Raw genomic sequence first — 21,887 nt, forward strand, 5'->3', positions numbered from 1 at the left:
TCAAATAATAAACTGATTGATATGCGTATATACAGGTTCATAATTGCACTGGCAATAATTTTAACAGGCAGCGGCGTATTGCATGCACAACAGAATGCAACGGATGCTGAACGCCTGAAGGGAGAATGGCAGATAGAGAAAGTAGTGGTAAAAACATTTGCCCAGCAAGGGAATAAGCTGCTGGAGGAAAAAACGTATTCCGTTGTAGATTCTATGATCAGGATCAATGGTTTTGTACCGCTTGGCATACAATTCCGGGACCTGGATTGCATAATAACCCATAGAGGGGGCCAGGAAGGGGGGAAGTATTCTATACCTGCAAATGGGATACTGGATTATCAGCATAGCATTCCTTCTGCTCAATCACAAAAAGAAGAGGTATTTGAATATGAATACACTTATCAGCTGCCGCAGCCTGACAGGCTTGTAATAAGCATGCCGGCCGCTTTTTATAAAGATAACGTCAGGAACCTGCCTGTAAAATTGGTGTATACCTGTTATTATCAGAAAAAATTGTAATCGTAGCCACAATGACAAAGAGTAATACACGATATATAACGTTATTCATAGTTTCGGTAATGCTGCTCACGCTGCAAAAGGCACAGGCTCAATGTGCATGGCAGGTTGCGGCGGTGTCGGATCCTTCTACCTGTTCTGCGAATGGCAGGATAACGGCCTCTTTAACAGGGGCTGATGCAGGCAATATTACCAATGTATTGTACCGGCTGCAATCGCTTACATCTGCTTTTAATGTGCCGCAAACTCCTGCCAATATTTTCCAGAATATTCCTGCCGGTCAATATAAGGTAGTGGCCAGCGGTATCTGTAACGGAAGCACAGATTCTGTTTCCATTAACGTAACGGTGGACGGAAACTATATACCGCCTACAGTGCAGGTATCATCAAAAAGAAGTACGCTGAACGGCTGTAACTCGGGGCAGATAGAAGTGAGCGTTACTAATGGCTCCGCGCCTTATACCATTAATATTACAAGTGCGCCGGGTGGTTATACCGGGCCGCCTACGTTTTCTAATGCAGGATTTGTTACCGTATTGGATAATCTGAATAAAGGCACTTACACCATTTCAGTAGTGGATGCATGTAATACAACGACATCCACGGCATCCGTTACAATAAGCGAGCTGCCTGCATTAAATGCTTCACAGTTCCAGTTTAGAGGGGTCAGTTCACTCGATGACAACAGCTGCAATAGGTTCATAGCGTATACACCTCAATGGTTCGTTTCCGGGCAGGACTATAACTCACAGTTTACATATAGTATGTCTTATGATGGCGGGCCTCAAACAGCCTATATTCCTCTTAGCGCAGGGCTGGTGGATACAGTTATACTACCTGCAGGGCAGCAATTAAAAAATACGTATGGTAAAGCAGTTACGTACCATATCAAATCGCCCTGTGGACAGGAACTTATACAAAATGTAATAATACAGCAGCCTTCACTGTCGTATAGCCAGGAAATAACCTGTTTGAATAATTTTAATTTAATTGTAAATACATTTGCATTCCAGTCTTTGATATGTTACCCGGCCTATATAAGTTTAAAGAATGCCGTTACCAGCGAGGTTCTGAAGGATACCATTTCATTAAGCGGTGTATCCGCAAATTTTACAGGAATTCCTTTTGGTACCTATACGCTCGCCTGGACAGATAACGATGGTGATACCATCTACAAAAAAACAAATTTAACAGCAACAGCGCCGAATGAAGGCCCCAATCCTTATTCGATCAGTGTAACACATAATGAAGGTAACTTCGGTAATAACCGGGCAGCAGCTTTCCGTATTACCAAGCCGAGTGGACTTATGCCGGTTGGAACAACGGTGGAGCTCATCAGCCCCGCAAATTATACCTATTTTGCTACCCTTACTACAAATGCAAGCGTACTTGGCATCGTAAGATCACAGGCGCCTAATGATGGGTATTTTTTTCCGGGTACTTACAAGTTCAGAGTAACAGATGGCTGTAGCCATATCAGCTACGATCTTGATATAATTGCAGCAGAAACGGATGTGTATTCCTATAACTGGTCGTATACAGAAGCTCTTTCCTGTGACGGTAAAACGATTACACCTTCCGGCACCGCCTTATATAATAACATCAGCAGGAACGTTTATTTCTGGATATCAAGTGGCCCTGCCGGTTATAATGATGCCATTGTTCCTAACAACACGCCATTATTATTACCCAACTCCGGTGCTTATTCCCTGCTTATTGGCGCCAGTAGTTTTTTAATAGACAATTATGGCTCAAATATAACAGGCATCCAATATAATTATGAACCGCTGGCCGTAGACATTAACCATACTTATGGATGGATATGTCCCGGGCTGCCTGCAGATTCGGGGTATATCCGGGCCGCTGCCATGAACGGGCGTAAAGGAGCTGCCAGTGTTTATACTTATAAGCTTGCAGCAGCAGGGCAGGGTGCTATGGGGCCTTACCTGGCAACCAATAACACCGGTAACTTTAGCACCTCTGCATCCGGCGGCGCTTATACGTTAACAAAAGATCAGAATTATGATATATGGATGGGGGATGAATGTGGATCGTCCCTGATACAAACCGTTAAAATAGTGGATTTTGCCACCGCAGAATTAGCCTCCTCAGATAAGGCTGAGTATTGCCTGGGCGATGAAATTCACTTCAGTATAATTAACCTGCCTTCTTCAGCCATTCAATATTTATGGACCGGGCCCGATAACTTCAGCAGTACGATCCAAAACCCGGTAGTAAGTCAGGTGCAACCGACCACCGGTGGCAACTATCATGTAACAATCAGCTCTGATATATGTCGTCAGCCCATTGAAGCAGATGTAAACATTATACTCGCAGCCTATGTAACCAGTTGTTACAGCGCCGTAACGGATACCAGTGTGAATCCATACGCCTATGGTCTGCTGGGCAACTGGCGCCCCTCAAGGGCTTATACTTATTACAGCACCCGGGAGCAGTCCGATCCGGATCAGCAGACCAATATCCGTAAAGACGGCGCTTTCAATGATTTCCTGGCCTTCTGGAAAAAAGAAACCAGCGGCTGGAAACCACAACGCGATAATGCCAACTGGGTATGGAATACAGAAACAACGGTATTCAACAAAAAAGGATTTGAGCTGGAAAATAAAGACCCCCTGGGTCGTTATAATGCGGGCATTTATGGTTACGATAATGCAGTACCGGTAGCCGTTATTCAGAATAGCCGTTACAGTGAGTCCGCTTATGAGGGTTTTGAGGATTATGGTTTTGGTGGTGATCTGTGCGACGATGCATGCCCTCCGGACCGCCGTTTTTACTTATCAGGCTCCGACACCCGCCTGGATAGCACAGAGAAGCATACCGGCAGATACAGTCTTCGTGTAACACATGATGATGGAGATGGCATTGCATTAAAAGTACCAGTAACCGCTACGGCCACAGATCCCGCAGATCCGGTTTTCAACATGGTAGATAACGATTGTGCACCTTTTACCCCTGTGTTAAAAAGTGTAAAGGCTACCAAAAATATATTGATACCGCCATTTTCTTTATTGTCAGGCAAAAAGGTATTGCTTAGCGCCTGGGTAAAAGAAGCGCAGGACTGTAAGTGTACCGCTTACACAGGGAACGATATTAAGCTGGTTGTAAAAGGTACTGGCGGCAGCATAGCTATTGTAGCACATCCTTCCGGCGGCATCATAGACGGATGGCAACGTTATGAGCAGGTGGTAGACCTGCCTCCGGGTACGGATAGCTTGTCCATAATACTACAGGTTACCGGAACGGCAACCGTGTTTTTTGATGATATACGCCTGCATCCTTACAATGCCAACATGAAGTCATTTGTGTACGACCGGCAAAGCCTGCGGTTAATGGCGGAGCTGGATGAGAATAACTATGCCACTTTCTATGAGTATGATGATGACGGGACCTTGACCCGTTTGAAAAAAGAAACAGAAAGAGGGATTAAAACGATCAAAGAAACCAGGAGTGCACTGATTAAAGAACAGGTTGATGAAGACCCCAATATTCAATATTGATATGCAGTTACATAGAATGTATATAATCATGCTTGGCCTGTTGTTATTTATGCAGCAGCCGCTAAAGGCCCAGGCAGCCAGTGATACCGCTGCCCTGTTCACCGAGATCAGACAGCTGCAGGCCGTTTATAGGTCGGCGTTAGCGTTTGATATTAAATACACATACACCAGCGAGCGCCGGCCGGATTCTATACTGGATGTTATGTACGGTAAAATGGAAATATCAGGCAATAATTATCATTATTGGCTGGATAGTGTGGAAACATTGGTGAATGCTGATTATAACATTACCCTGTTTAAAACAGAAAAAGTGATGTACCTGGCAAAACCGGCAGCTGTTAATACTGTAGACCCGGTACAGCAGCTGCGTGCCGTACTGGCCAGGACAGGGTTCAGCAGCTGTTCCATTCAGCAGCAGGGTACGCAGAAAATAGTGCAGATCAATTTTCCGGCGGGTGGCGCTTACCGGCAGATGGAGATGAGCATTGACAAGAACACCGGTTATGTAATGTATATGCGTTATGTAATGAAAACGGCGCTGCTGATGGAAAGTAATGCAGGCGCTTCGGAAGCCGCCAGTGCGGAGTATGGGGAATATGCTATTGTACAAACAACATTTGAACATTACAAACCGCTTCCCGCAAGCTATACCCGGTTTGATGAAAGCAGTTTCTTTTATAAGGAGGGGAGTGAGTTTAAAGCCACCGCCCCTTACCATGAATATAAAATATTTACAGGATCGCCTAACCTATAGAAGATATGAGCCCTTTTTCGTTGAAGCAAACCGGTAAATGGTTTTTAATAATACTATTGCTGGTAGCGGTAAATAAAGTCCGGGCCCAAACCGGAAATAACATCGTAATAACAAAGGTGCTGGATGGCGCCAACGGCCAGCTGGTGAACAATGCCATTGTTACTGCACAGTACGACGATTATTTTAATGCCTCGCTGCGGAGTAAAATGGATACTCCTTTCCCGGTAAGGAATATAATAGCTTTTAAGATTAACGAGGCATCAAGGGTGTACCTGCCGGCAACATTTAATGCAATGGTATCCCTGCATATTACCTACACAACGCCGGATCTGCTGGAGCATACAACAGACCAGGACCTTGCTATCAACTATGATACAGCTAACGCCTATACTATGCGCAGCAGCTTTGTATTTGCAAATGCGCAGAAAGTAGTGGTGAAAGTAGTAAGTATCACTACTAATGCGTCCACCAATGTGTTGCCCGCCCTCATGCTGGAAAATACAATGGAGCTGCACCCGGTTTATAAGTGGTCATGTACGGACGATGCAGTGATGGCCTTTACAAACCTTAACCCTCCCAATACAGATTCCACAGACGAAATTGTAGTGAGCTGGGCTCCTTCCACCGGGGCAGATGTATATGACCTGGAATGGGCTTATGTGGATTCAAGCGCTATCGCCGTAAACCGTTACGGTAATCCTGTCAACCCCGCATTGGTATTTGCGTACAATACTACCCGGGTTACGATCACAGGAAATTCCTACGCAATTCCTTTGTTATATGATGATGGGGGCGTACTGTTTTACAGGGTACGCGCTGTACAGGAAAAGGGGAGTAACAGGCGCATAGAAACCGTGTGGAGCTCAGATTTTGCAAATGGCTTAGGGGCCTTTAACTTCTGCGGACATCAACGTTCACTAAACTGGCAATCCTCCATTGCGTATGCAGAAGATGGTAAGCGCAAAGTAACCGTGCAGTATTTTGACGGCAGCCTGAGAAGCAGGCAAACCGTTACAAAAGATAATACCACCAATACTACTATTGTAGCGGAAACAGCTTATGATTACCAGGGCCGCCCGGCCATCCAGGTATTGCCTGCACCTACCCTGGCAAATGTAATTAAATACACACGTAACCTAAACCGTGCCATTAACGGAGCAGAATACGATAAAGAGCAGTATGACCATATAAACACCCCGGCAGAATACCTAACAACCAGCGCAGCGCCTATGGACACCACTTCAGGCGCTAATAGCTATTATTCCGCCGCCAATCCTGAAAAGAATGACGGGATTAACAGGTACATACCGAAGGCAGAGGGGTTTGCATTTACAGAAACACAGTATACCCAAGATAATACAGGCCGCATCAGTAAGCAAAGTGGTGTAGGCGCTACCTATAAAATAGGCAGCAATCACGAAACCAAATATTTCTACGGCACACCTGCGCAGGAAGACCTGTATGCTTTATTTGGGACAGAGGTGGGAGACGTAACGCATTATTTTAAGAACATGGTGGCCGATGCCAATGGGCAGTATGCCGTTACCTATGTAGACATGCATGGCCGTACCATTGCTACAGCGCTTGCCGGCTCCCCGGAAAACAGCAGCCTGTCAGATGTTCCCGATAAGGAAGTGATGATGGTAACCGACAGCCTTTCAGGCCCCAATAAAAATACGGTGAAGAACTGGGTACTGGAAAGCAAACAATCCCAGCTGGTGGTTCAGGACGATACCCTGCGTTTTGCGTACAAGCTAAACCCACCCGTACTGAAAAAAGATGACTGTGACGATCAGCATATATCTTATACAGGCCTATATGACCTGGAAATTAAAATAACGGATGATGCTTATAACCAGCATCTGCCGGGGGGACATGAGTATGTAATAGATACAAGTAATTATTCATTTGATCCTGCTGGTAATATAGTGCTGAATCCCATTGATCTTAAATTTAACCTGCCCGTAGTAAAAGGTAATTATGAGATCACCAAAACCCTTTCTGTAAGCAGGTTGGGAATGAATTATTACCGGGACAGTCTTTTCCTGAAAACGAATGTTTGTACCTCCCTGGAAGAAGAAATTGAGAAGCAGCGAGTGGCACAACGCACACAGCAATGTTTCCCGGATTGCGCAAGTTGTAAAGCCAACCTGGCCAGCTGGGACGATTTTCGTGTAAACTATGTAGTAAATGCCGGCAATGATATTAGTGATACAGCCCTTTACAGGAATGAAGCCTGGGCCGCTTATCAGGCCGCGCTGGATGCCTGTAAGGCTTTGTGCGGAGAACTAACAGAGGCAGATGACATCCGGATGGCAATGTTACAGGATATGACAGCGCCTTCCGGTCAGTATGCTAATCCTGATAGTACCGGTATGTATACTATATATTACCAGGCGACTGAAAATGCCATACCCATTTACAGGCGGAACGATATTGTTTACCTGGATGAAGCGGGTAATCCCGACCTGGCTTATGATGCATCCGGCATGCTTGTAGAGCCACAGCAGCTGTTGCCAACGCAGTTTGCTGAACAGTTCAAACCCTCCTGGGCGGCAGCGTTGCTTCCTTTTCACCCGGAATATTGCAAGTTGACGGAGTACCTGAAATATGATGAAAGCAACTTGTGGAGCAGGAAAATGGAAAGGATAGATACTTATGCCGAAGCCAAAGCGGCAGGTTATTTGAATCCCACCGGTAACGCTGGTTTCCCGTTCCCTGTAAATGATCCGGATCCTTTAGCCGCCACGCAAAAGGCAAGTCTGGAAGCAAAGCTGAATCAATATATAGACCGCGGTACTTCGCAAAATCCAAGATATTTGTCTATGTGGAGTGTGGCGACTATCAGTATTAAATGTCCGGATAATGATAATGGTACCTGCGCTAACGACTATAATACTCCGGCCAAGGCTTTCGACGAAAGCAGGTTATGTGAAGGTGATCTGAATATGGCATGGCGCACTTTCCGTCAGTTATACCTGAACGCCAAACGCAGTATCATGGAAACCTTAATTCCACAGAACTGCGGTCCTACCGAATCACAGTTAGTACAGGCCTGGAAATCTCCCCGCTTTAATACTACTGCAGGCGCATTGGCGCAAAGTGGCCTGAATATACCAATGGATAATCAGTCCCAGGTAGAAGCATATTCAGCACAGCAGCTGGAGAAGATAATTGCCGATAACTGTAAAGCTTATGTGGAAGATTGGATAAGTAAGCTGGCGCCTTGTAAATATGATACAACCTTAGTGCGGCAGCAGCTGGTGCCTTTATTACTGGCCGTATGTAAGGAAGGTGGCGATATTGATCATACTATGGGAGCCAGTACGGTAAAACCTGGTAGCACCAATCAATACAAAAGTTTTGAGGAAGTATTAACTGCTTACAATGAAACACATGGGCATATCACAGACCCATGGATCTGTAACACGGAAATGCTGCCCATACCTAAAGCCTATGACAAGCAAACTGCTTATGTAGATAAACAGAGCTTCACCCGTCCTGATGACTGTGAATGTAATAACCTGGGCAACCTGCAACGTGAATACCTGGCGCTGAAGAGAACGGAGGATGCTAACCTTTCTGCCTATTTACTGCGCACCCGCAATGTAAATATATCACAGGCAGACCTGGATATACTACTGAATGCCTGTAGCGCTTCGGGTGCAGGTGGCTGCAGCTGGTTACCAAAGGCCATCACCATACCGGTAATTATACAGTGTAAGGTAGCGCCGCCCTGCGCTACTTGTGCCGAAATAAATAATTTATACAGCGCATTTACCAATGCTTATCCCGGTATCACCCCCCTGGTAGGAGATGTAGATACTACCCAGCAGATGAAGAATGAATTGTTTGCAAGCTATATGAACAATCATTTAGGGTTCAGCAAACAGGCCTGGGAGTATGTTGTTTTCATGGATAGCTGTGAGCATGCGCCGCCTTCAGAGGGAGGAACAGTAATTTGCCGGCCGGGTGCACCCGGCTCCAACCAAATGGTGAGCAGTTATAACAATGGCGGTACCGATATAATAACAGACATCCACAGAACAGTGGACAATGGTTATATATTGGCAGGCGCTACCACTGGTTGCAGCAAAGGCGGTAAAGATGCGTATGTTATTAAAACAGATAGTAAAGGCGAGGTAGTTTGGTCCAAAACCTATGGTGCGGAGCAAAACGATGAATTTACCCGCCTGGTGCCCACCGGCGATAGCGGTTATATTGGAATAGGCACTACTTATTCCTATTGTTATGATCAGGGTGCTATAATGGTTGTGAAGCTGGATACAGCAGGCGCGGTGATGTGGAATAAAGTAATAGATTTTGCAGCATATGGTGGCAAAGGCACGGATGTTATTCAAACCAGGAGCGGGGAGTTTGCTTTTGCTGGCCTCCGCAGTACAGCCGGAGCATATACGGATTGGGTGATAGGGGTGTTGTCTGATATGGGTGAACTGAACTGGATGAAACAGCTCAATAAAACGGGTAACAAAACGTCCATCAATTTGCTGGAAGATAAAGGAACTTACAGCAACGAAGACAGTAATACGCTATTATTGGCAACCACTTCCTATGCAACACAAATTAACTATGATGCGGTAGTACTCGCGTTGGATCGTGAGACCGGCAATGTGGTGAACAAAATGCAGTATGACCTCGCTAACAATGATAATATTGCCGGTAATATAGTAAGCACCGGATCTGGTTACAGGCTGGCAATACAGAACACTCCGGGAGGAGGGGCTGGTAGTGGCTTATTATTGGATGTAGATCTTAACCTGCTTCCGGTAAAGCACGCGATGATTGATGATCCGTCATTACTATTACCCAATACCTGGACAATATTCCCCGCAGCGGATCAGGGAGTATATGCAGCTGGAACCGTTTCCGGTGATCCGCATGATGTGTATTGGCACAGGCTGGATGCAAATCTTAATATGCAATGGTCCAGCCATGTAAGAATAAACGCTGATGAAAGCCTGTACCGGATACTGGCTAACCCCGACGGTACATTGGCCGGCGCCGGTGTATATAATAATGCCGCCATGTTAATGCTGGCTACCAGCACCGGTAAAACCGGTTGCAATGACACAACGGTTAACATCACCACCCAGGCGCCTGGTGTAAGTATATTATCATTCACCTTGCAAACAGACAGCCTGCTGGGCAGCGATCGTATCAGCAATGTGGTGGTGGAAGAAACGGTTTGCCATCCCACAAGAAATATAGTAAGCTGCCCCGGTTTGGATAGCTGTTATACCGTATCCACCGGTCCGTTATTGTGCGGCAATGCAGCAGCCGTGTTCCAGCGCATAGACCCCAATAGCACCAGCAGTTGTTCAGACAGTACTTATTTTGCCGTAAGTGCAGGAACCGTAATATATAATGCCTACGTTGATTCCGTGAAGAATGATTTTGAGGATAGTTATATAAGCCTTATGCTGCAGGCCAATGAACAATTTGCGGTTACCTATGGTACCAGCGAGTATCATTATACATTGTACTATTACGACCAGGCCGGCAATTTGGTAAAAACAATTCCGCCTGCCGGCGTAGTAAAAGATCGCTCGGACACCTGGATCAATCAGGTAAGATCTGCTATAGCAGCAGGGACTGACAAGCTTCCTGCGCACCGCATGGCTACGGAATACAGGTATAACACCCTGAACCAGGCAGTTGCTCAAAAAACACCGGATGCTGGTAAAAGCCGTTTCTGGTATGATCGTTTGGGACGGCTGGTAGTTTCGCAAAATGCCAAACAATTAACAGCAAACGCTTATAGCTATACGTTATATGATGTATTGGGCCGTATTACGGAAGTAGGTGAGGTTACTAAGAGCACGGCTATGACAGATGCCATCAGCCGTGATGAAGAAAGCCTCTCCGGCTGGATCAATGGCGTTGCCAGTGCAAAAACACAGATCACCCGTACCGTATATGACCTGCCGGCAGCAACACTGGATGAATTAGATGTGTTAAAGGCAAAAAATCTGCGCAACCGTGTGGCCTGGTCTGCCGTTTATGGCAACGGCGACAGCCTGCTGCTTAATAAATATGAAAGCGGCACCTTCTATAGCTATGATATACATGGTAATGTAGACACCTTAATGCAGGATTATAGGTCAGGCATCATGGCTGATAAAGGCAATGAATGGAAAAAAATTGCCTATAACTATGACCTGGTCAGTGGTAAGGTAAATACCGTTAGCTATCAGGCAGGTAAGAAGGATGCATTTTACCATCGTTACAGCTATGATGCAGAGAATAGGATTACGAACGTAGAAACCAGCAATGACAGCATTTACTGGGAAAATGACGCCTTCTACCAGTATTACAAACATGGGCCGCTGGCCAGGGCGGTTATTGGCCAGCAACAGGTACAGGGTCTCGACTATGCCTATACGCTGCAGGGCTGGCTAAAGGGTATAAACGGTACTACACTCACCCCTGGCTTTGACCTGGGCGGCGATGGCGCCGCAAATGGTATAACAGCCCGTGATGCGTTTGGCTTTGCACTGCATTACTATGGTGATAATGATTATAAATCAATAAATTCCGGCGTACATCCCTTTGCATCTGCCAACAGCAGTGGCAGCAACTTTAAACCGCTGTTTAATGGTAATATAGGAGCCATGAGCGTTAACCTGCCCAAAGTAGGCGAGCCGCTGTTCTATTCTTATGGCTACGATGCATTGAACAGGATTGTAAGCATGGATGCCTTACGTAACCTGAACGCCGGCACCAATACCTGGGCGCCTGTGACAGCACCTGACTTTGCTGAACGGGTAAGTTATGATCCTAATGGTAATATATTGGGCTACAAACGGAATGGTAATACAACCTGGGCTGGCAAACCCCAGCAGATGGATAGCCTGACCTATCATTACCAGACAAATACCAACCAGCTACGTGCGATCAGCGATTCCGTAGGAGTGGACAATTATGACGAAGACATTGATAATCAGCGGCCGAACAACTATCACTACGATGCTATTGGCAACCTGGTGCGGGATACGGCATCTCATATCAAGAGCATTGAATGGACAGTATATGGTAAGATCAGTAAGATCACCAAAGACGATAACTCCACTATAAGTTACACATATGACGTGACCGGCAACCGTATCAGCAAAAAAGCAGGTAACATTACCACCTGGTACGTGCGAGATGCTACGGGCAATGTAATGAGCGTGTACGTGGATGGGGATAATAACGTGAATGGTGGTATCCTGAGCCAAACGGAAGTGCATTTGTATGGCAGCAGCCGTTTAGGGTTGAGCAGGCGCATTATAGACATGCAGGATCAGGCGTCTCCGGGGGATATAAGTTCCGGTATAAATATTAATTTTATACGTGGTAATAAGTTCTTTGAGTTGAGTAACCATCTGGGAAATGTGTTGGCTACGGTAGGAGATACCAAAAGGCAGATCTCTGCAAACAACAGTACGGTAGATTCTTACGAAGCTAAAGTGACATCGGCGCAGGATTATTATCCGTTTGGTATGTTGCAGCCGGGCAGGAAGTTTAGTACTGGTGAATATAGGTATGGGTTTAATGGGAAGGAGAATGATAATGAGGTGAAGGGAGAAGGGAATAGTTTGGATTTTGGATCAAGGGTTTATGATCCACGATTGGGCAGGTGGTTAAGTGTAGATCCTCTTCAGTCAAAATATCCAGGAGAGGCTCCTTATGTCTTTAGTGGAAATAGTCCATTACTTTTTAATGATCCAGATGGTAAGGAAAAGGTTGTAACGGTCTATCTAAAAACCAATAACGGAACGTATAAGATCCTTCAGGTTGTTGATAAGAAATATTTTGAAGCTACTCTTGATCAGGGTTTAACTGGAATACATGGATTCAATAAACATAGTGTGTATCAAACTATAACAATTGATATGTCAAAAGGAACAAAAACACCATATCAGGTTGATGAACAATGGACAACTTCTAAAACATCATTTGGACAATATTTAGAGATAAAAGCTGATAGGGCTTTAAGGAAATTTAATGAACCGACTGTACAGCCATTTGGATATGTTCTTTCAGGTAATGATAACGGTGGTGGTTATGCCCTTGATTTGGTATCAGATGCCGTTGTAAAGGAACATATAGACTTCGGAGATGTATTGGATATGTCAGCTGCTTGGAGAGACATTACAGTTGGGGACGGGATTGGTAACTTATTAGATTTTACCAATACCTTAAAAGAGGCAGTAGGAAAAGATTCAAAAGGTCTAGACATGCTTTTGGATGTATTGGAAAAAGTGGATAGCTACATGGATGGTCTGGATGCAGCTAATGTAGATCCCTCAATTAATGCTGAGTTAATATATTTAGGAGATAGCGCTGATTGTCCAAGTTGTTCGGCTCGTCAAGATGCTAGGCATATTGATTATTTTAACGGGGATGGAACGTTTTCATGGTTGAGAACAGAAGGTAAGACAGATGCAACAAAAAAAAATAGTAATGAAAAAAAACATAAATAAAATGAGAATGATTATTGTTACTTGTTTTCTTATTCTTTCTTTTTTTTGTTTTTGTACTGAAAAGCAACAGCCTCAATCGAGGATCGAGTATGAGAAAGTAAAATCAGATACCAATGTTGCCTACATTAAGAGAACGTATAATAGGAATAATAAATTGACGGTAGAGGAGTATTTAGGTGCAGATTCTGCAAATAATGGTTTCTACCGGTCTTATTATAGAAGTTCATTAATTAAGGTGAAAGGCAACTACAGAAAAGGTCTAAAGGATGGAATTTGGTATAAGTATGATACACTGGGAAAGATAATGACCAAACAAAACTGGCTTCAAGGGAAGCAATTTGGAGAACAATTTTTTTATGGAAAAGATGGGGGGATAGAAGAGTATTATTTCACGAATTTAGAAGGTAAAGCAGTTTATCATGCTAAGTTTAAAGATCGTAAGATAATACAAAGCCAGGGTGCGCCATTTTATTTAGCATATACAAGTGATACTATTAAATGTAATGATAGGTATGAATTGTTAATTTTTTTTGGGATACCTCCTGGTACTAATTACAATATGTCTGTAAAGGAGTATTTGATTCCGGAAAGAAGAATAACAAGTGAAAAAAAATATGATTCAATGGATGGAATTGAGGACGTTGTTTGGGGTAAGCGGATTGTAATAAGTGAAGTGTATAAGCAGAAGTCTACTTACGAGTGGGATATTAAATTTGCAATTAAAGATATTGAGGGGGTAGTGGGTATTAAAAATGAGATAATTAAAACCGAGATTATTTGTAAGTAATGTATGTGCAATATGTAATTTAAACAAATGATGTCCAATAGCGAGGAAGCATATATAGACAGACGTAGCTTAGCTATGGTAAGAACTGCAGTATTAAGTATGATATAAGTTGGTTATAATAAACAGTAAGATGAATCAATTTGTCTCCTATACCATGAGAATATTTTTATGTGTAATAACATCGTTGTTATTCACCCATGTATGCCAGGCCCAACACATCTACCAGATCAACGCCGACAGCGTCCGAATCTACAATAACTGCGACACCGCGGAGCTTATCCTGGAAAACCATACCCAGGATACCCTAGGCTTTTTAATCAACAAAGGAAAAGGCCGCACAGAGTTCCGGCGCCTGCAGTTGGGTATTCCCAGTCCAGGTTTCTTGTCAATACCGGGCCAGGATACTGTTAACCTGGGCTTTGCCAACTTTGGCGATACCCGTTACGATTTGCTGTCCACTAATTTCTTTACTATACCCCAGGATAGCAGCTGGATCTGGTCGCGTTGGCCATCTTCAAAAGTGGTGGGCTATGACGCTTATAAAAGCCCGGATATGCCCGCGCTCTCTAACCAGGCTTTTAAGGGCATGGGCGAAAACCTCTATTACAACGGCATTGTTGTAAGAGACGGCAGCTCAGGCTTTGACATGGCGGTGAACTGGGATGGCGAGTTGAATGGGCCTAATGGAGTATTTGTAAGGACCAAGGATGATACACAACAGGCATGGAGCGCCTGGCGCGAGCTGGTATTTAAGGATTATGCAGATACCGCTTACAAGTCAGCTGGCGGCGGAGGAACGGTAAACTTACCACGGCATATTTCCACCAATACAACATTGGATGGCACATATAGTACCGTTTTATGCGATAATACCGGCATTATGTATGTATATCTCCCTCCTGCAGCCGCATACCCCGGCCATATTTATACAATAAGGAGATATGGTGTTGATCCGGGCCAGGCGGTTGTTATTTGGCCGGCATCGGGTGAATTGATAGATGGGGCTTTAAGACTTAATCTGACATTTGCGAATGATGCATATACGCTACAGTCAGATGGTACAAAATGGACTGCGCTAAGCTATGGTCATTCAAGAGACCGATTTATTTTAAATGAACCGAGTGGTCAGGTTTCTGGCAGTTTCCATATAGATGGAGATGCTTCTATGGCAAGCATAACCAGCAATGGACCTATGGTTAGCAATGGACCTATTACCGCTCAGGGTGCTGTAAACATGGCGTCTGTTACTGTTAATCGTAATACTACCTTGGATGAAACCTATTATACCGTATTAGCTGATATAGGAAGTAATATTACAATAACATTGCCGGATGCTTCGGAATGCCGGGGACGCATCTACGTTATAAAGAAAATAAGCAATAATACCAATACTATTACCCTTGCTTCAACCAGCGGATTAATCGAAGATGCAGCAACACAAACCATAACAGGATATAAGCAGTGTGCAACATTACAATCCAATGGTACTAATTGGTATCTCATATCAGCGGTGGGATTCACAGGTTGGTAAACGATTCAAATGTGAAAAATAACACTGCTGCAAGGCAGGCAATAATATAAGACAAATAGTTTTCAAAGGAGTTTACCAGGGACAATCATAACGCATAATTGTAACCGTTGAGAAAATAAATAAAAAAATTATATGCATCCCGACCGTCACAGGACAGGATTTACACAGTGAATAAAAATATCATAGGGACAATTTATACAGATACTTTAAATAATAAAACTTATACCATGAAAGCACTCATATGTGCAGTAGCCTTTCTATTGATGGCTAACTATTGTTTTGCCCAACACATTTACCAGATTCGTGCAGATACGGTTCGTATTTACAATACTTGCGACACCGCAGAACTCGTCCTGGAAAACCATACCCAGGATACTTTAGGTTTCCTGTACAACAAAGGCAAAGGCCGTACAGAGTTCCGTAAGCTGCAGCTGGAAAAGATCGGCAACAACAAGCTGGCTATAACAGGCCAGGATACACTGGATGTTGCATTTGGCGGCGCCAGTAGTGATAACCTCTATGTACCCAGGAAAGAAGTGGTGCAACGTAACATGCGCAAAACCTTTCGCAAGGTTTTAGCTTCCAGCACGTCCAAGCAACAAATTGTTATTTTCCCTTTCGGCGATAGTATGGCGGGCCGGAAAATGAAATACCTGGGTGGTGCTTTAGGAAGAACACTGATAGACGGGAACCAGAATGATAACGGTATAGACACAATAATTTCCAGCAGGTACCGGCTTGCAGGAGGTCCATGTGCAACAAGCAGCTCCGGGATAGTTAATAACACTACGGATTTTCAGCACTCGGCCTCCGGGATTTCGATCACCATACCGCAAGATGTTACCGCAACCTTTAACGTAGCGGGAAGCGATCCTATATTTACGCATCTCAAAATTTATTATTACAAGGAACCGGGAGCTGGTTCATTTATCTTGAATGTAGGCGGTACGGATGTAGCAACCATCAATGCTGCTAATACTGCTGATACGGTGCTGGGAATATATAAGTTTACACAGGCGGTTCTCAAAAAGACAATAACCATCAGAGCGATCAATGGCCCGGTAAATTTTTATGAAGTACACTACCTGGATACTACTAAGTCAGGTGTCGATCAGTATACCTGTAGCCAGGGCGGTATTGCATTAAACGATATGTTTAAATACAATGCTGCCAAAAAAGCGCTTGCTACTTATATAGCAGATGGAAATGTGGACCTTATGACCTATGAAATGAAAGAAGGCTTGAACTATCCGGATGGTACTACCTATACCCAACGCCTAAACGAGTTGTCTGACATCCTGGATGCTACTATGCCCCAGGGCGCCAAGGTTTTTATCGGATCTACTCCCGTTTCTTCATCTAATGATTCGCAGATCTCCCAGAATGATACATTGTTTAAGGTAGCAAGTGACAGGGGGTTTATTTATTGGGATGGGTATACGCCAGTGAAAGACTACCAGACCATGGTGGCATTAGGCTGGAACGGCGACGGTATCCATCCTGCGGAAAGCTGTCAGGCATACCTGGTTTCACTGATGTACCAGGATCTGGGTCTGGATAATATTATTTTCGGTACAACCCCCCGTGCGGTTAATGACCGGGGAAGAGCTTCTCACTTGGGACGTAACAGCACTATTGGGATGGACGTAGGTAAGGAGATGATCTTTAGCACAGACGCAACTTTCGGCATTGCTTGGGATATTATGACACCAAGTTTGTTACGCTTTTCAAATTCCGCAAATGGAACGGTTGCTGCGCAGTTTTCCAATAACTTAGCCGTAAATCCAAATGTATTGCCTTCCTGGTACCGCATAGGATCCGCTACCGCTGCACAACAGATCCGGTATTTTTCTATCGGGGGGCTCAATTTCTACAGGCTGATCGACACAAATGTTCCGGATAGCAATCTCCTTTTCCAGGCAGGTGCTATCAGACCCGGTAGTTATCTCTCGGCAAATCTGCCTGCAGCAAATACGGTTGTAGGCTCTATTGCTTATGTGAGGGATGCTGCAGGTGGTCGAAGATTAATGTGGGCCCATGGTGATGGAACAACCGACTGGCAGGCTGTTAATTCATGGACCGTTAACGGTTCGGATATATTTAAGAATAACCCTGGCGACGTAGGTATAGGTGTCGATAACCCTCAGTTTTTACTGCATGTTCAGGGAAGTGATACTATCGGGCTGGCAGTGCAAAATACCGATACACTAAGTAATAAGTCCGGAGCTTCCATACGGATGTATAACTCCGGTTTACCAACAGCGGCTAACCAGCGCATTGGCAGCCTGGTATACGGTGTAAATCCTACCGGTAATAATACGCTTAACGGCGCAAGAATAGAGGCCTGGAGTGATGCAGCATGGGCGTATGGGCAATCACAGGCTACCAGCTTACGGTTTTTAACAACCAATGCAGGTTCAAGTAAGACGATAGAGCAAATGCGTATCAGCCCTGCCGGGGATGTAGGTATTGGAACTACCACCCCCGGCGCTAAGCTGGAAGTGAGCGGACAGGTAAAAATAACCGGCGGCAATCCGGCTAAAGGAGCGGTCCTGGTATCAGATTCAACCGGGTTGGCATCCTGGCAAAGCTCAGGTAATTTAACCGGTGGGCTTTTCATGAATATTAAAAATGTAACAGGCAGTTATACTGTTGTCTCAACAGATGTAACAATATTAGACACGCCTTCCGGTGCTGGTCAAACTATTACCCTTCCGGCGGCATCTTCCGCAACAGGCAGAGTGTTGTTCCTTAGAAATTTAAGCAGCACTAATGCAATCGCTTTGAGCCAGGCTTATATTCAGAGCGATAGCCAAACGGTATCTTCTTTACCGGCTGCGTCAGGTGTAACCATACAATCTAACGGTACCAGCTGGTATAAGATCGGTTTTTAAAATGTAATGGAAGATAATAAGAGCACCATTAAATGAAAAATGGTAAAATAAATACCGGCCAATGGGTACATACCAGTTGGCCGGTATTTTATTGTGGGACAGGCACGGTAATTCATTATCTTAGGCATATAAATCCTTAAATCCAGTATGCGCAAATACCTGTTGCCGGTTATATGCCTTTTATTAATATTACAGCACGGCTTTTCACAAACCCTCCCAACACCTGACCAGTTCCTGGGCTACCCCCTGGGTACCCGGTTTACTCCGCACTATAAGGTGCTGGAGTACTTCAAAGCCGTGGCCGCGGCTACGCCTAATATGCAGCTGCAGCAATACGGTACTACTTATGAGGGAAGGCCGCTGATGATGGCCATCATTGCATCGCCGGAGAACTTTGGCCGGCTGCAGGCCATACAGCAGCAGAACCTGGACCGGGCAAACGATAAAGGCAGGGGCAGCGCAGACCAGCCGGTGATTGTGTGGTTAAGTTATAATGTGCATGGCAATGAGGCCGTATCTACAGAAGCCGCCATGCGCACCTTATACCTGCTGGCAGATAAAGGGAACGCGCAAACGCAGCTCTGGCTGCGCAACCTGGTGGTGATCATAGATCCCTGCCTGAACCCCGACGGGCGTGAACGTTATGTAAGCTTTTATAACCAGGTGCATAACCTGGTACCCGATGCGCAGCGTTACTCCAGGGAGCACAATGAGCCCTGGCCCGGCGGGCGCGCCAATCACTACTATTTTGACCTGAACCGCGACTGGGCCTGGCAAACGCAAACCGAATCACAGCAGCGGGTAGCCATGTACAATAAGTGGATGCCGCAGATCCATGTGGATTTTCATGAACAGGGTATTGATGCGCCCTATTACTTTGCCCCTGCAGCAGAACCCTTGCATGAAGTGATAAAACCCTGGCAGCGGGAAATGCAGGTGCTCATTGGAAAGAACAACGCTAAATATTTTGATGAACAGGGATGGTTGTACTTCACCAAAGAAGTATTTGACCTGTTCTATCCCAGCTACGGCGATACCTACCCAACCTATAACGGCGCCATTGGCATGACCTACGAGCAGGGCGGGGGAGGCCGTGGCGGGCTGGCCGTGCTGAAAGAGGATAATGATACGCTTACCCTCACAGATCGTATAGCCCATCATGTTACCACGGGATTGTCTACCATTGAAATAGCCTCCCAGCAGGCGCAAAGGATCACAGAAGAGTTCAGCCGGTATTTTCATAATGCCGCCACCGCACCGGAAGGCGTATATAAGAGTTATGTGATAAAGGCAGCCGGTAATGCGGAAAAGCTGGCCAATCTGGCCGCTTTGTTGAAGCGGAACAATATTACGTTCGGCTATGGCTCAAAAACACCCAGGGCCAGCGGCCTTAATTATTTTACTGGTAAAACAGAGAATGTGGATATAACCCGGGAAGATATGGTCATCAGCGCCTTTCAGCCACGCTCCAATCTTTTGCAGGTATTGTTTGAACCGCAATCCCGTTTAACCGATTCCGTTACTTACGACATTACAGCCTGGGCCATCCCATATGCTTACGGTTTACCGGCTTATGCCATCCGTCAGCAGTTAAGTCCTGCTACCGATTCCGTGGTAGCAGATAATAATAGTTACCTGGCGGCCACGCACCCATACGCTTACCTGGCCCGCTGGAACAGCGTTAAAGATGTACGGTTGCTGACAGCCCTGCTGCGGCAGCAGGTAAAAGTGCGTTATGCAGGAGCGCCCTTTACCACCGGCGGACGTACCTTCCCTGCCGGTACGCTCATTATTCCCCGTTCCGGTAATGAACACATTGGCAGCCGTTTTGATACCTACATCACTTCCCTGGCCAATGAGGTAAAAGTGAACCTGGACGCCGTAGCTACCGGGTTCGTGGAAAAGGGCACCGACTTTGGTTCTGATAAAGTACGTTACATTCAACCCACAGAAGTGGCCATGGTGGTGGGAGATGATGTATCATCCCTGAACGCCGGCGAGATCTGGCATTTCTTTGAACAGCAGATAGGCTACCCCGTTAGCCTGGTTAATGAGAAGAACCTCAGCAGGGTAAACTGGAAGAATATTAATGTGCTCATTTTACCAGACGGAGATTATAGCTTCCTGGAAGACAAAACCCAGGTAGCCCGCCTCAAAGATTGGGTGGGCGCCGGGGGCCGCCTTATTGCGCTCCAGGGTGCATTAGCACAGCTGGCAGGCGGCGACTGGGGCATTCACCTGAAGAAAGAAAGCGATACCACTACTGATAAAGATATTTATGCGCCCCTGAAATCATATGCCAACCGTGAGCGGGAGAGTGTAAAGCAATTCATACCCGGCGCCATTTACAAGGTACAGCTGGATAACACACATCCGTTAGCGTTAGGCTATCCCGATACCTATTATACCCTGAAACAGGATGATCATATCTATGAATTTATGGATGACGATGATAACGGTTGGAATGTAGGCGTACTGAAAAAGGATAATTACCTGAGTGGTTTTGTAGGCGTAGATACCCGTGCCCGCCTGAAAGATGGCCTGTTATTCGGCGTAAAGGATATTGGGAATGGTAAGCTGATCATGCTGGCAGATGATCCACTGTTCCGCAGCTTCTGGGAAAATGGTAAGCTGTTATTCAGCAATGCGGTGTTCCTGGTATTTTAGATTTACGATCAAATCTAAAAGCTAATATCTTTTAATATTGCATCCCATTGAGGCGGTACTGCTCATTTTAACGGCACTGCCAGCCAGCATTTCATTGATGGCATTATACAGGTGCCGTACCTTCACGGCATCAGCATTACCCGGGTTATCATCAATGGCGCCTTTATAAGAGAGGCGGCCGTTCTTATCAAACAGGTAACACTCCGGCGTATGGCCGGCATCAAAGGCATCGGCAATCTCCGCTTTTTTATCGATCACATAAAACCAGTTGTATTGCTGCGAGGCTGCATAGGCCTTCATGGCATCCAGCGATTCTTCATCATTCTGCAGTGCAATATTGGAGTTTACCAGTATTACACCTACGCTGTTCTTTAACGCATAGGCACAAACGCTGTTGGTCCTGTCCTGGTTGCGCATTACATAAGGACAACGATTAGCGGAGAACATTACCAGCAAGCCATTGCTGCCGCGTGCGGCATTCAGCGTAATTTCCCGGCCACTGATGTCTCGCAGTTGTACCTCCGCTTTGGGAATAGGTGCGCCTATTTCCAGGTTGTTATCGCCGGAATGGAATGCCAGTAAGGTATAGAGCACAAGAAAAAGGCAGGTGCTTTTCATGTTACAGAATTTGGGTATTCGGTCGTCAGTTATAGGGTCTGATATTTAATATAAAGGTAATGTAATATGTATGAATTTATTAATTTATTTGATCAGTGGCGCGGTAGTGGGAATGT

9 protein-coding genes are annotated in these 21,887 nt (G+C 45.3%); 8 read left to right on the forward strand and 1 reads right to left on the reverse strand.

Features of this window, described 5'->3' with window-relative positions:
- The first annotated feature begins 21 nt into the window (after window positions 1–21).
- The 8 genes from KVT36_RS10885 (at window position 22) to KVT36_RS10920 (ending at window position 21,153) form a co-directional block, all read left to right on the forward strand.
- A complete protein-coding gene (locus KVT36_RS10885; RefSeq protein ID WP_217603524.1) occupies window positions 22–519 on the forward strand; it encodes a hypothetical protein in 498 nt (165 codons plus the stop codon).
- An 11-nt stretch (window positions 520–530) separates the two neighbouring features.
- Window positions 531–4,034 carry a hypothetical protein gene (locus KVT36_RS10890; protein ID WP_217603525.1) on the forward strand — a complete coding sequence of 1,168 codons (3,504 nt, stop codon included), beginning with the start codon at window positions 531–533 and terminating at the stop codon, window positions 4,032–4,034.
- A 28-nt stretch (window positions 4,035–4,062) separates the two neighbouring features.
- On the forward strand, window positions 4,063–4,788 hold the full coding sequence (locus KVT36_RS10895) for a hypothetical protein (protein ID WP_217603526.1): 726 nt from the start codon (window positions 4,063–4,065) through the stop codon (window positions 4,786–4,788).
- Between the two features lie 5 nt (window positions 4,789–4,793).
- Window positions 4,794–13,274, forward strand: coding sequence for an RHS repeat-associated core domain-containing protein (locus KVT36_RS10900; RefSeq protein ID WP_217603527.1), 8,481 nt, complete (start codon window positions 4,794–4,796; stop codon window positions 13,272–13,274).
- A complete protein-coding gene (locus KVT36_RS10905) occupies window positions 13,255–14,061 on the forward strand; it encodes a hypothetical protein (protein WP_217603528.1) in 807 nt (268 codons plus the stop codon). Before KVT36_RS10900 ends, KVT36_RS10905 begins: the two co-directional genes overlap by 20 nt.
- A 130-nt stretch (window positions 14,062–14,191) precedes the next feature.
- On the forward strand, window positions 14,192–15,592 hold the full coding sequence (locus KVT36_RS32690; RefSeq protein WP_254639947.1) for a hypothetical protein: 1,401 nt from the start codon (window positions 14,192–14,194) through the stop codon (window positions 15,590–15,592).
- A 227-nt stretch (window positions 15,593–15,819) separates the two neighbouring features.
- Window positions 15,820–18,486, forward strand: coding sequence for a hypothetical protein (locus KVT36_RS10915; RefSeq protein ID WP_217603529.1), 2,667 nt, complete (start codon window positions 15,820–15,822; stop codon window positions 18,484–18,486).
- Window positions 18,487–18,633: 147 nt separating this feature from the next.
- Window positions 18,634–21,153: a M14 metallopeptidase family protein gene (locus tag KVT36_RS10920; RefSeq protein WP_217603530.1), complete on the forward strand. Its 2,520-nt coding sequence runs from the start codon at window positions 18,634–18,636 to the stop codon at window positions 21,151–21,153.
- 21 nt (window positions 21,154–21,174) lie between these two features.
- Here KVT36_RS10920 and KVT36_RS10925 read toward each other — a convergent pair whose 3' ends face one another.
- Window positions 21,175–21,771, reverse strand: a complete 597-nt coding sequence (locus KVT36_RS10925) for a redoxin domain-containing protein (protein WP_217603531.1) — start codon at window positions 21,769–21,771, stop codon at window positions 21,175–21,177.
- Between the last annotated feature and the right edge of the window lie 116 nt (window positions 21,772–21,887).

This window comes from Chitinophaga sp. GbtcB8 (assembly GCF_019091455.1).
In the GTDB taxonomy this organism is placed as follows: Bacteria; Bacteroidota; Bacteroidia; order Chitinophagales; family Chitinophagaceae; genus Chitinophaga.